This window comes from Arthrobacter sp. StoSoilB13 (genome assembly GCF_019977255.1).
In the GTDB taxonomy this organism is placed as follows: Bacteria; Actinomycetota; Actinomycetes; order Actinomycetales; family Micrococcaceae; genus Arthrobacter.
Genome location: NZ_AP024649.1, coordinates 407175 through 419847, shown reverse-complemented (window position 1 = coordinate 419847; position 12673 = coordinate 407175). Strand labels below are relative to the sequence as shown.

At 59.7% G+C, this 12673-nt stretch carries 10 protein-coding genes and 1 pseudogene; 8 read left to right on the top strand and 3 right to left on the bottom strand.

The window, feature by feature from the left end:
* Positions 1-207 precede the first annotated feature (207 nt).
* The gene (locus tag LDP01_RS20510) at positions 208-1107 is read right to left on the bottom strand and encodes a site-specific integrase (RefSeq protein ID WP_224094983.1); all 900 of its coding nucleotides are present in this window, start codon (positions 1105-1107) and stop codon (positions 208-210) included.
* Complete coding sequence (locus LDP01_RS20505; RefSeq protein WP_224094982.1) at positions 1094-1930, bottom strand: hypothetical protein; 837 nt, start codon at positions 1928-1930, stop codon at positions 1094-1096. The genes LDP01_RS20510 and LDP01_RS20505 overlap by 14 nt, the downstream gene beginning before the upstream one ends.
* Before the next feature lie 130 nt (positions 1931-2060).
* Between LDP01_RS20505 and LDP01_RS20500 the strand changes: the two genes are divergently transcribed.
* From LDP01_RS20500 to LDP01_RS20490, 3 genes are all read left to right on the top strand, one after another.
* Complete coding sequence (locus LDP01_RS20500) at positions 2061-2282, top strand: helix-turn-helix domain-containing protein (RefSeq protein WP_224094981.1); 222 nt, start codon at positions 2061-2063, stop codon at positions 2280-2282.
* A gap of 133 nt (positions 2283-2415) precedes the next feature.
* The gene (locus LDP01_RS20495) at positions 2416-2853 is read left to right on the top strand and encodes a hypothetical protein (RefSeq protein WP_224094980.1); all 438 of its coding nucleotides are present in this window, start codon (positions 2416-2418) and stop codon (positions 2851-2853) included.
* Entirely contained in the window at positions 2846-3169 is a 324-nt protein-coding gene (locus LDP01_RS20490; protein ID WP_224094979.1) for a helix-turn-helix domain-containing protein, read from the top strand. Before LDP01_RS20495 ends, LDP01_RS20490 begins: the two co-directional genes overlap by 8 nt.
* A gap of 1640 nt (positions 3170-4809) precedes the next feature.
* On the opposite strand, the gene dndA is transcribed toward LDP01_RS20490, so the two are convergent.
* Positions 4810-6000 (bottom strand): cysteine desulfurase DndA, encoded by a 1191-nt coding sequence (gene dndA / locus LDP01_RS20485; protein WP_224094978.1) that lies wholly within the window; start codon positions 5998-6000, stop codon positions 4810-4812.
* A 102-nt stretch (positions 6001-6102) separates the two neighbouring features.
* On the opposite strand from dndA, the gene dndB reads away from it, so the two are divergent.
* The 5 genes and pseudogenes from dndB (at position 6103) to LDP01_RS24030 (ending at position 12600) form a co-directional block, all read left to right on the top strand.
* Entirely contained in the window at positions 6103-7248 is a 1146-nt protein-coding gene (dndB, locus tag LDP01_RS20480; RefSeq protein ID WP_224094976.1) for a DNA sulfur modification protein DndB, read from the top strand.
* Positions 7245-8789: a DNA phosphorothioation system sulfurtransferase DndC gene (gene dndC / locus LDP01_RS20475; protein ID WP_224094973.1), complete on the top strand. Its 1545-nt coding sequence runs from the start codon at positions 7245-7247 to the stop codon at positions 8787-8789. The genes dndB and dndC overlap by 4 nt, the downstream gene beginning before the upstream one ends.
* Positions 8786-10759 (top strand): DNA sulfur modification protein DndD, encoded by a 1974-nt coding sequence (gene dndD, locus LDP01_RS20470; protein ID WP_224094971.1) that lies wholly within the window; start codon positions 8786-8788, stop codon positions 10757-10759. Before dndC ends, dndD begins: the two co-directional genes overlap by 4 nt.
* Positions 10759-11154 (top strand): DNA sulfur modification protein DndE, encoded by a 396-nt coding sequence (gene dndE / locus LDP01_RS20465; protein WP_224094969.1) that lies wholly within the window; start codon positions 10759-10761, stop codon positions 11152-11154. Before dndD ends, dndE begins: the two co-directional genes overlap by 1 nt.
* Positions 11151-12600 (top strand): annotated as a pseudogene (locus LDP01_RS24030) (DNA phosphorothioation-associated putative methyltransferase). The gene dndE and the pseudogene LDP01_RS24030 overlap by 4 nt, the downstream one beginning before the upstream one ends.
* The last annotated feature ends 73 nt before the right edge of the window (positions 12601-12673 follow it).

Genomic DNA, 12673 nt, shown 5'->3' with positions numbered 1-12673 from the left:
GTCTCCGTGATTCCAAGTGCAGACTGGACCCGGTTGACACTTGCGGCCGCCAGGCTCCTCGCGGGTTCGAAATGTCGCCTTGTAAAGTTGGAGTTCCTCATGGGCGAACCCAGCGCGGAAGGGAACAACAATTCGTTCGGGGGCTTTCCTTCAACAAGGTCACCAAGGCTGCGCACCAAGGAGCCCGGCAGTGGCACCTCGCGGGATTCATGACCCTTGGTCTCTCCCAAGACCAGCTGACCGTTGACTTCTGAGTAGGCCCTTGGACACGGATACGTAAGGCTTGGGGCCGAGATCGAGATCGCCAATAACCAAGGCGGTGACTTCGCCCCATCTCAAACCCGTGAGCCCAGTAAAGCGGACCAAGAGTTCATGGCGCCCTGAGCATGCGGCCAACCGCTCGAGCTGAGGACGCGTTAGGTAGACGGGCTTACGGGCAGTTTTTGTCAGGGGCACATAGTCACGCGCACCACTGGCATCCTTGGCCGGATTCGCAGCAAGGACCCGGACGCCAACGCCATGGTCCAGCATCCTGGAGAATTGCTTCGACGCACGAGCCCTCGTGTCGAGACCGGCTATCCGGCCATCGACGCCCTTCATGGATTGGGTCCACTCAGCAACCCCCGCATACGTTATGTTGCTCAGGGGAAATTGGCCCCAATACGGCTCGATCATGCGGCGGTAAAGCCACTCGTATCCTTGGACGGTTTTGGGCGTGGCGGGGCGCCTGCCAGTTGCCCCAACAGTCTCAATCCTGGCAATCCAGACTCCATACAACTGGGCGACCGTCATACCCGCCGCCAATTTGGGATCCACATAGCTCCCCGACCGCACCGATCTGGTCTGATCCTTGTGGAATTCCTCAGCCTGCTCTTTTGTCCCGACCCGCTTGGTCTTCCACTTTCCTTGGGGGTCCTGATAACCAACCTCCCAGCGACGGGACCTGAGTTTGGACACAGCGGGCAGCTGTAAACCGAGCTCCCTTGCACGGCTGGTTTGGACCTCGGCAAATTGCCGGGCCTTGGCTTCAGTTTCGTATTCGTGCCGAAGCCGCTTCCCGGAAACCGCCGAGTAGGTAACCGCCCAATCCAGCTTACGTATGCCCATCGCTATTACTCCAGCCGTTCCTGCCCTTGGGATCTTTGAGCACCTTCTGCTCATCCCCGACGATGAGGACCCTGTCCACCCAGGGATCTTGTTCTTCCAGGAGGCCATGCCACACGTACTGCTCACTAATGCCGTACTTATTGGCGATTTCACTCTGCGTCATCCCGGCCATTAGCAGCTGACGGAATCCGGGGAAGTCGGGATCGGTCAAAAGGGCGCCGAGCGGTGTCAGCGATCCGGAAGCCCGCCCCTGCTCACCGGGCGTGAGAAGGGATCGCCGGCGCGTTTCCTTTATCCGCTGCGCCATCACGGCGGGCGACATGTCAACAAGTTCTGCGAGCGTTGCCGTTGGGCGCGAGTTACCCGTCCTGATTTGTTCTGCATATTTGGCAGCCAAAGCGGCGTACTCGACATTCGTCTTCGTGGCAGTCTTGTCTCGCCAAGCCTCGAACCTTCCCTGAACGAAGGCCGCGTTTCTCTTCACCTTCTTGACTTGGTCTGCCGCTGCCTGCTGGCTATCCCGTGCGCGCCGGACAGCCGCATCCACGTACAACTTCAGGTCGTGGTCTGCCAGCGGAGGAAGATCGCTGCCTGGCCGAAACGGGAGCAAAATAACCTCTGCCATCCTCCAGACATTGGGGGTGAACTCAACACCCAGCCCCACCGCCCACCCGTCAACCGGCAATACCAAAAGAACAAAGCCCTCATAAATCTTTTCGAGCGATCCCAAGGACTTATCGCGCGGCCCAGCGTTGTGGCGCATGAGGCGGACAAAGTTTTCGGTGAGTTTCCGAAGGGCAGGACCCGCAGCATCAGAGTTCATGATCACACAATATCTGATCATAGCTGCCTTCTTGGATTCAGGGTTGACGGGTATGACCGAAGCCGCTAAGTTGGACTCATTCAAAGACGACGACTCTAAATGAAAGTATATCACCGTGAGGGGAGTCCGTGTGGCGCAGCAAAAGGAAAGATCCGACAAGGCCTTCGATGAGACCCAACCAGGGTCGATCTATCTCACCCGCCCCCAGGCCGCCAGCTACCTGAACGTGCCCCCGCATTGGCTCGCCAACAACACAAAGATTGGGCCCCGGTTCATCAAGATCGGTGGGCTGGTGCGGTATTCGGTGGCGGCTCTGGATGCCTACATGGCGGCACATGAGTGCCGGCAGTGACCCCAACGAATCTTCGAGAAGCCGGACGACTGTACACAACCGGTTAAATGCTTCCGCTTCCTCGATCGCATCGGCGCGGCACCGCACCGCCGATTCATCCACTAACCCGCAACTTCGATAAATGGAGGTAAATGTGTCTATTCCGCGTCGCAAGACCCATCCCCATCGCGTGAGCGATGACGAGTGGCAGGCCACCATGCTGGCTCGGCGCCTCAGCGAGGCCGAATTCGAGCCGCATTCGACGTCTCAGCGCAGCGTCACAGAACTTTCGGGCCAAGGTCTGAACCCATACCTGGACAACTGGATCGCTGCGGTCAACGGCGACAACGCCATCAGTGCCGAAGCATTGCTGGTCGCCAATACTCTGTCGCAGTCCGTCAACATTGGTCGCGCTGCCCTCACCGATTGGCAGCACCTGAACCGCGACATCGGGCGCGAACCGCGCGACCCTCGCGTGCACTCGGAACTTCGTGAGCTTCAGGCGGCAGGGTACCTGAGGCGCCACCAGGGCAACATGTATAACCAGTCGGGCAAGTGGCAGATCCAACTTCCGAAGGAGAACCGTGACTGAGCCGATTCCCCGCAGGCCGTCGCGTCCGTTGCAGTATCTGAAGGCGGTGGCGAATTCCGACCTTCCCACGGGCGCTCGGGCCGTCTGCTGGGCACTTGCCAGTTACGCGGACAATACCGATGGCACCGCATGGCCCTCGCTGACGACGCTTGCCAAGGCCACAGGTCTTTCGAAGCCGGTGATTTCAAGGCATACGGTTCGCGCTGAAGCTGCTGGCTACCTCCTCAAGAATGGCCGCAACAACAACTCGATCATCTACACGATCACCGAGCCTTGTCAGGATTCCCCAACGGAAGATCCAGGCAAGTCGACATAGACGGAGGCGACAGCGAGGGGCTCACGTTCGACGAGCCCCCTCGCTGGCAAGCCGGCGAGCAGGTCTGGCAAAGCACGTGAGCTACGCAAGGAAACAAAGTCACCCACCCACAAATTATCTGCGTAGGTCGGATGCATTTATAACGGTCGGCCGACCCCTACTTTTCGAATCCAGGGCTACCCCGAGAAAGGCGCCCCCTAACTACGTCACCGCTCAACTACCTCAGGTAGGACTACCCCAAGGGAGGACTACCTGAATGACAACTACCTCCATCAACTACCGACACTCTTTGTCCCCTACAGGAAAGTTCGTTGGGCCTCAGCTGAGGCCCCGACGACACGTCCGCGTAAAACCGCTGCCGCGCCGGGGCATTCCAACAACACCGACCGTGGAGGCGGTTCCCTGGCTGCCGCAGGTCCCCACCCACCTCCTCCGAGGAATTGCCTTCGGCGGCGGGTGCAGGGCAGCAAGCCCTGCAGCTTACCCCAGCAATGGCGCGCCTTTTGTGTGGACTGGTGAAGGCATGCGGAGCGCCGTGCAGCCCGGAGGGCGGAGCAAGCTCCGCGTACTCAACGATTCCACAATCCTGTGGGCCCCGGCGGTCCTCGACATCCACTAACTAGTAAAAGGCAGAGCTTTGAACCGAAAAACTTCCAACACCCGATGCCGCCCGGAGAGTCTTCGACAGGCCAGGACATTCGACGCCAACAAGCGTCACTACATCAGGCTGGGACTCTGTTCTCGCTGCGCGGCACAGGAAGCATGGGGCCACCAGTTAGGCTTTTCCCAATCCAAGTCACCCTGCCAAGCGTGCCAGCCACTCGTCAACACTTTTCCGGTTAGGAAGCCGAATGGGTGGCGTTCGAGTAGTCCACGTCGCGGGTCTCCGTTTTCGTCGCGGGTTCGGCCCGATAAAGGGACAGAACAGCCTCAGACGGCGAATTTCTGACAACGCCCCCAAGACGGGTTTAGCAAGCCCTTACTCTGCTGAAGCCGACTGCAGGAACGCGTCGGGGTCCTTTCTTACCCGTATGGTTCGCGGACGATTTTTAACCCCGTTGACCGTTGCTCTGTCTCAAGGGCATGTTGGCTGGCACGTAAGCTCAACTCGACGGCGGCGGACGTTATCACGATCAACATCGAGTTGGCACACGCAAGCTCCATTTCTCCCGGCCGCGGCCTAACGCGTAGCCGAGTATTCGCAGACCGAGGATAGGGTGGCAAAATTTGCCTGCCATGAACACATGAGCCGCCGCTCTGGGCGGTCTTGGAACTGGGGCCAAAGAGACGAAGCACGTCATCACCGGTCATTGCTGGGATGCAGCCAACCAGTGCCTAGAATTTGGGAGTGGAAGTTACCTTGACCATAGGAGCCGGGGTTGGTCTTTAGGTCACGTCAGCGCAACAGCAGACAACTGTAACGCAGCCGGCGCGGCGGTCGCGGCGAAGGCCCCAGTGGGCAGTAAGGCGATAGTCATTCGTGTCGCATAGCCACGTGGTCGCTCGCCTCGTGGCGTGGCCAACCTCTAGTTCTCCCGGTCGCATCCGCGTACGCATCCAAGGTGACTCGTTCAGTACACGGCCGGGTGGAGCACGGCGTGCCCATGGCCGGAACTATGGCGAAAACGCTGTCGCCCCTGCTAACGCTTCTGTAGTCCGCGCAGCCGTCGTGCGATCTCTTCGTACGGTACCTGAGTGGTTCCCGGTCCCCAGGAGAGCCGGAGGGCTCCTTCCACGCGGCTCTGCGGGAACCCCGCAGCCGTTAGTACGTGGCTCGGTTCGTAGGCTTGGGAAGTGCAGGCCGATCCGTTCGATAGCGCCACCACATCCTTGAGCGCCACAATGGCCGCCTCAGAATCCACGCCTGGAATAGATACGTTCAAGGTGCTGGCAACCGTTCGATGCACATCGCCATTGAGCTCGACGCCTAGTGGGGCCAGGGCTGCGAGGAGTTTTTCCTTGATTTCCATGGCAACTCGCAGTCGGTCCTCGGTTTCATTCAACGCCAGGGCCGAGGCTGTACCCATGCCTGCAATGAGAGCGACAGGAAGGGTTCCGGGGCGCAGGCCCCGTTCCTGCCCACCGCCGAACATGAGCGGTTTGAGGGGAGCTCGGGTGTAACCCCGGCGCCGGCAAATGAGCGCACCGATGCCCTTTGGACCGCCGATCTTGTGCCCAGAAACCGCAAGGAGATCGATCCGTGCATTCCGGAGGGGCTCAATCAGCTTGCCGAATGCCTGGGCAGCATCCACGTGAAAATACGCGTCGTGACCAGACAACACCTCGGCGATCTCATGAAGCGGCTGGATGACCCCGGTTTCATTGTTGACAGCCATCACGGACACAAGCAACGTATCAGGACGAAGTGCGGCGGCGACTGCTTCGGGTGATACCCAGCCTCCGTCCGTCGGTGGCAGCAGTTCGACGTCAAATCCGCGCGCTTGGAGAACCTCAAGAGGCTCTAGGACCGCTTTGTGCTCGATCTGCGTCGAGATGATGTGGCGCTTGCCGGTGTCCTCGCCGTGCGCGGCCATCCCTAGGATGGCTAGGTTGTTGCTCTCGGTGGCGCCGCTGGTAAAGAAGACCTCGTCGACCTGCGCTGCTACCACAGCTGCGACTTCGGCGCGGGCCTGTTTTACGCGCTCTTTCGCCCGCTGCCCGTACGAATGCGTCCTACTACCGGCATTGCCAAACTCATGCGCCATGTAGGTCATGACCTCTTCCGCAACGCGAGGATCAACGGGTGACGTGGCGTTAAAGTCCAAGTAGACGGGCGCGTGTGGTGGAAAGGGTGTATCGGCATGAAAATCGGAATTGGGCACTTCGGTCATGTCTAGTAGCCTAGCTCAGCGTACGGGCTATTGTTTGGAACTAACGTTGAGTGTTGTTTGGATGTATTGATCCAAACATGATTAAATCAGAGCATGCCACAAATGAGGTCACGCTCCGACGCCCATGGCGGTGCGGGCACCAGCGCCAAAGCTGGCGAGTTTGAGTATGTCTTTCCCGCCATTCGTGGGATCCAGGCAGGGCACGAGTACTACGTGACGATGTGTCCGCTGCGGATCGTCCCCCGCCTCTTCCTATACAACGAGGAGGAGTTGCCTCCGGAGATGCGTGCGCAGCGCTCCCTCAATAAAGCCCGTGTGCCCGAGATGGCTCGCTACATTGTGGAAAACCCGGACAGTTACATCTTCTCAGCGCTAACCGCCTCGGTGAACGCCGACGTGCGGTTCGAGTCGCCCTCGGGAGATATCGGCCCCACGGAGCGCGTCGGCACGCTTACGATCCCTATGTCAGCCACCTTTGTGATCAACGACGGGCAGCACCGCCGCGCCGCCATTCAGCAGGCTTTGACCGAAAATCCCGCTCTTGGTGACGAGACAATCGCAATCGTCATGTTCATTGACGTCGGTCTCAGCCGTTGTCAGCAGATGTTCGCTGACCTAAATCGCTACGCGATTCGTCCGGCAAAGTCGATTGGCGTGCTCTATGACCATCGTGATCCGATGGCGGCCATCTCAAGGCTTGTGGTCTCCCAGAACCCCCTCCTCAGCGACCTGACGGAGATGGAGAGCAGCAACCTGGCCCCGCGGTCGCGAAAGCTCTTCACACTCTCCGCGCTGCACACCGCCACGACTGCCCTGCTCAATGAAGTTAAACCCGACTCGTTGACTGAACGAGTCGACCTCGCGGCCGACTTCTGGCGCCTTGTTGCTGGTCAGTTCCCAGTGTGGCAACAGGTCTACCGCGGCGAAGTCACGGCTGGTGAAGTGCGTCAAGACTTCATCCACACCCACAGCATCGCCCTGCACGCATTGGGGCGGGTTGGCAATACGTTGCTTCGCGAGAACCCCATCCCGTCCACCTGGGAGGAGCGATTGGAGAAGCTGCGCATCATTGACTGGCACCGCAACAACGCCGGTACCTGGGAAGGCCGCGCGACAACCGCTGGCAAGGTCAGCAAGAGCCGAACCAACGTGGAACTGACCACCGCGTACATTCGAACCGCACTTGGCATGCCGTTGCCCCCTGACGAACAGCGCGCCGAGGATGCTTTTACCCGAGGAGAGAAATGACGACAATCCAATTGCCGATCCGTCCCAAGACCCGGTCTGCCTTCGATGAACTCGGTTTCGCCGCTACCGTCGATGCGCTTGTGGCCCAGACGCAACAGCTGTATCTAGCTGACGGCGTACCTTGGGTTGTCGGCTACTCCGGCGGTAAGGACTCCACGGCGACGCTCCAGCTCGTCTGGCTCGCGCTGCAGGGTTTGGAACCACAGCAGCGAACAAAGCCAGTGCATGTCATTAGTACAGATACTCTTGTCGAGAATCCCGTGGTCGCCGCATGGGTGACTCACTCACTCGAAGTCATGGCCAGTGCTGCCGACACCCACCAACTTCCCTTAACTCCGCACCGACTGACGCCTGCCGTGACCGACACTTTTTGGGTAAATCTCATTGGTCGCGGTTACCCGGCGCCCCGCCCGAAATTCCGCTGGTGCACCGAACGGCTGAAGATCAAGCCCTCGAACTCCTTCATCCGCGAGATGGTGCGCTCCCACGGTGAGGCTATTTTGGTGCTCGGCACCCGCAAGGCTGAGAGTTCCGGTCGAAACGCTCGAATGTCAGCCCTTGAGTCCCGGAGGGTCCGTGACCTTCTCAGCCCAAACGCCTCCCTGCCTAACTCCCTTGTCTATTCGCCAGTTGAGAACTGGACGACCGATGACGTCTGGACGTTCCTCATGCAGTCCCCCAATCCCTGGGGATACTCCAATAAGGAACTCCTGACGATGTACCAGGGCGCCTCGGCCGACGCTGAGTGCCCGCTTGTCGTAGATTCCTCGACGCCCAGCTGTGGTGACAGCCGCTTCGGCTGCTGGACCTGCACGCTTGTGGAGCAGGACAAATCCATGGCAGCCATGATCCAAAACGACGAAGAGAAGGAGTGGATGCTGCCCCTTCTGGAACTCCGCAATGCCCTCGATATCAGCGATGACCGCCACCTCAGAGACTTCCGCCGCATGAACGGCTCGGTGCAGCTTTTCCATGACCGGCCGATCCCGGGACCCTACAAGCAGTCCGCGCGTGAGGACTGGTTAAGGCGGTTACTGGAAGCACAGGCCTGGATACAGGAGAACGGGCCGGAATACGTACGCTCGCTGGAGCTGGTGACCCTGGCTGAGCTCGAGGAGATCCGGCGGATTTGGGTCGTTGACAAGCACGAATTTGAGGACCATCTTCCCGGTCTCTATCAGGCCGCGCTTGGCCAGCCATATCCAGGCAAACCGCTCGATGAGCATCTGCCTCTCGGATCCGACATGATCGAGGCTCTGCAGCATGTCGTCGGGGAAGATCGCTTGCATTTCGAGCTAGTGCGTGAGCTTTTGGACATTGAGCAGCGCCACCGCTCCCAAGTGCGGCGCGCTGGTCTATTTGAGTCGCTGGAAAAAGCTCTTCGTCGTGGTTTCTATGACGATGAAGAGGACGCCACACTTCGGGCGCAGAAGCGCAAGACCGCCATGGATCGTTCTGAGCAGGATACTGAACCAGGTGACCCTGACCCACTCGACATCGCCGATGGCTACGTGCGCGCCGTCTCGGAGCCGGCCTCGTGATTCTGAATGAACTCGTCCTACACAACGTAGGCACCTTTGCCGGGCGTCACGTCATTGACCTAACTCCACCTTCGGCAGACAAGCCGATCGTACTGATTGGCGGACTGAACGGTGCCGGCAAGACCACCTTTCTGGAGTCCATCCAGTTGGCGCTCTACGGATCACTCGCGCAAGGCACAGGACGGCGTGCCGGCGGCTACGAAAACTACCTCCGGGGGTTGGTTCACCGTGGCGTTCCTGTGAGTGAGGGCGCTGCCATCGAACTTACCTTCACTGCACATCAGGAAGGAGAAGAACACAGGTATACGTTGCGTCGCAGCTGGAAGAGCGCGGGTGCCTCGATCCGTGAACTCCTTCTGGTTTCAGTCGACGGCCGGTACGACCAGTCATTGACCTCGACTTGGAGTGAGCACGTTGAGACGTTCCTCCCGCGAGGTATTGCCGGCCTCTTCTTCTTTGACGGCGAGCAGATCGAGGCCCTCGCCGACATGGACCGTTCCCGTCAAGTGCTCAGCTCTGCCCTTGCCGCGCTACTTGGTCTGGACCTTGTGGAACGACTCAGCACAGACCTCACTGTCCTTAAACGTCGCCACAGGGGTGAGAAGGTCCCTGACGGTCTGCGTCAAAGCGTCGAAGAGAAGAACCAGCTACTGACCGCCAGCCGCCAGGCAGAGGAAGCTGCAGTCCAAGCCGAGGCAGGTCGACGGACCGAAATGGAGCGCCGGCAGAAGGTCCTCCATGAAGCAACCGAAGCGTACCGCGCTGCAGGAGGCGATCTTCTCGATCGACGCGAATCGGCGGAAGCAGCTGCAGGCATCGTGCGCTCCGGTCTGGCGCAGTGTGAAGAGCACATTCGGCACGAGCTTTCAGGGGCTTCCCCCCTGCTGCAACTCGATGGACTCCTTGACCAGTTGGGTGGCCAGGTGCGCCGGGAAGCGGATGCCGAGCGCAACGCACTGATGGTCGAGGCATTCGAAGCGCGTGATACTGCTGTGCTCCAGGAACTTCGAGGCACCAACGTGGAGACGGCAACGGTTGTCGCGGTCGAACAGTTCCTCAGGGGCGATCGAGAAGGGCGACGCGTCGTCGCAGATGCCGAGGAAATCATCGGATTCCGCGATCCGTCAGGGCTGGAAGCCGTGCTGGCGAACCTCCCGGAAGCACGCAAACGCCTACAATCGGCTGTCGATCGGAGGGAAGAACTCAAGGCTGAGCTAGACCAGGCTGAGCGAGTCCTGGCCGCCATTCCCGATCCAGAAGCGCTTGCCCCACTCCGTCAGCAGCGTGAGGATGCTCGCGACGCGTTCCTTCGAGCTGAGGCAACCCACGCGGTTGCGCTCGAAGTGGTCGCGTCCGCTCGCGCGGGCCGCGCCAAAGCCAGCACGGCTTACGAGGCTGCGCTGGACAAGGCGGCCTCGGTGAATCTGGCTGCCGACGACGATCGACGGCTAGTTGAGCACGTCGAACGCGTCCGCGCGACGCTGGAGGATCTGCGCATTGCCGCAGCACGCCGGCATCTCAAGCGCATTTCGCAGTTAATCCTAGAGGCACTCGGCATGCTGCTCCGCAAGGATAATCTCATCACCGATGTTCAGATAGACCCTGAGACACATGAGGTGTCGCTTACCGGTGCAAACGGTCGGCCCCTTCCCGCCAAGGACCTTTCTGCCGGGGAACGGCAACTTCTGGCGGTGGCACTCCTCTGGGGCCTGGCGCGCGCATCGGGACAGCCGCTTCCGGTGGTAATTGATACGCCGCTCGGTCGTCTCGACGGATCCCACCGTGAGCATTTGCTGGAGCGCTACTTCCCAAATGCCAGTCATCAGGTAGTGCTGCTGTCAACCGACACCGAGATCGACGAGGAGGCCTTCGCCCGCGTCTCCCCGCACACTGGCCGCACATATCACCTCGAATTCGACGCCGGTGCAAATGCCACGCGTGTCGAAACCGGTTACTTCTGGGAGAAATAATGCCGATCGAACACATTCGTTTGTCGCAAACAGCAAGGGACCAGCTCATCACGCTGAAGCGCCGCACGGGAATTCAGCACTGGAATGTCCTTTGCCGCTGGGCCCTCTGCCGTTCACTTGCCGAATCTGCCGCCCCGCCGACTCTCAGACTCATCCTGGACAGCAACGTCGAAATGAATTGGCGCACTTTCGGGGGCGACTTCGGCGACGTCCTGTGGGCCCTAGTGAAGCTCCGCTGCCACAATGATGGGCTCCCATCAGACGAGGAGACGCTGGCCCAGCAGTTCCGGCTTCATCTGCACCGGGGCATCAGCTACCTTGTCGGAGACCCCCGGTCCGCTGATGTTGCTGGAATGGCCAGTATCGGTCTGAATGAGCCGCCGGCTACGACATGATTGGGCCGCCCGTAGCACGTCACAAGACGGCGCTCCGGCGCGCCGGTCTCTCCCGGCCGATATCAATGGCTCTTGCAGACGGCTTGTTGATTCCTGACCGCACCGTGTTCGACTACGGATGCGGCAAGGGCGATGACATCCGGCACCTTCGAACTCTCGGTTACGCCGTTGACGGATGGGATCCGGTACACCGCCCGAATGTTGACCGATGCTCCGCCGAGGTCGTGAACCTGGGTTATGTTCTGAACGTCATCGAGAATCAGGAAGAACGTGCCCAAACGCTTCGTTCCGCGTGGGCTCTCGCAATGGGGTTGCTTGTGGTGTCCGCTCGATTGACGTGGGATGGCCGAGACCTTGCGGGGCGCCCCTTTGGAGACGGGATCATCACACGCACAGGCACATTCCAAAAGTTTTACGAACAAGCGGAACTAGCCAATTTGATCGAGCAGACACTCTCCGTCAAACCATACGCTGCTGCCCCAGGGATCTTTTACGTGTTCCGAGACGGGGCAGCAGCACAAAGATTCGTGGCTTCGAGGGTGTACACCTACCGGCCACGCATCACAATCGACCCTCATGTCCTCTATGAAGAGCATCAGGACATGCTTGTTCCCCTTCTGTCCTTCATGCAAGCGCACGCCCGCGCGCCTCGGAAAATCGAACTACAGCGAAACGAACTTCTGTCCCTTGAGGAAGCATTGGGTAGCTTGGGGCCGCGCCGAGCACCTGATCCGGCAAGTCACCTCGGACAATTACTGGGAACAGGTATCTGCCCGACGGCGAGCCGAACTCCTAATCTACGTGGCGCTGTCCCGATTCGGCCGCCGACCTAGTTTTTCCCAGTTGGACAGGTCCTTGGCGGCCGACGTTCGAACGCTCTTCGGTGCCTATCGGGAAGCATGCCTAGAGGCGGATCGACTGCTCCTCGCCTGCGGCGATCAAGCAAAGCTCTATGTAAGCGCCCGAAGTTCAAAAATCGGGAAACAGACGCCGAGTGCGCTTTACGTGCACCAGTCCGCAATGGCCAAGATCCCACCCATGCTCCAGGTGTATGAAGGGTGCGCTCGGGTGCTTGCTGGTACCGTCGAGCGCTCCAACATGATCAAGCTTTCGGTAGCAGAACCCCAAGTTTCATACCTGAGCTATCCCGACTTCGACCGGAACCCTCATCCGACGCTTCAGTCTGCCATCACGGTCAACCTCCGGAATCTCACGGTCGACTTCCGGGATTACAGCACTTCGGAAAATCCGCCCCTCCTTCACCGCAAAGAAGAGTTCCTGGGCCCTGACGACCCAAATCGAACTCGGTACGAGCGCCTAACACGGGCAGAGATGAAAGCCGGCCTCTATGACCATCCAGAGCGCATCGGAACGCTTAAGGGGTGGATGGAAACACTCGAGGCAGCGCACGTAACGGTTCAGGGTCACCGGCTCGTTCGTCGCTAACTAACGCAGTCGGCTCTAGCAGCCGACCTCCTGTGTCACAGACTTCCTCACCCCTGAGCCCAATTTGGGGTCT

Coding starts and splice junctions, on each gene's coding strand:
- dndA (WP_224094978.1), bottom strand. CDS start 6,000: ATGACCGAAGTGCCCAATTCCGATTTTCATGCCGATACACCCTTTCCA.
- dndE (WP_224094969.1), top strand. CDS start 10,759: ATGCCGATCGAACACATTCGTTTGTCGCAAACAGCAAGGGACCAGCTC.
- LDP01_RS20505 (WP_224094982.1), bottom strand. CDS start 1,930: ATGAACTCTGATGCTGCGGGTCCTGCCCTTCGGAAACTCACCGAAAAC.
- LDP01_RS20510 (WP_224094983.1), bottom strand. CDS start 1,107: ATGGGCATACGTAAGCTGGATTGGGCGGTTACCTACTCGGCGGTTTCC.
- dndC (WP_224094973.1), top strand. CDS start 7,245: ATGACGACAATCCAATTGCCGATCCGTCCCAAGACCCGGTCTGCCTTC.
- dndB (WP_224094976.1), top strand. CDS start 6,103: ATGAGGTCACGCTCCGACGCCCATGGCGGTGCGGGCACCAGCGCCAAA.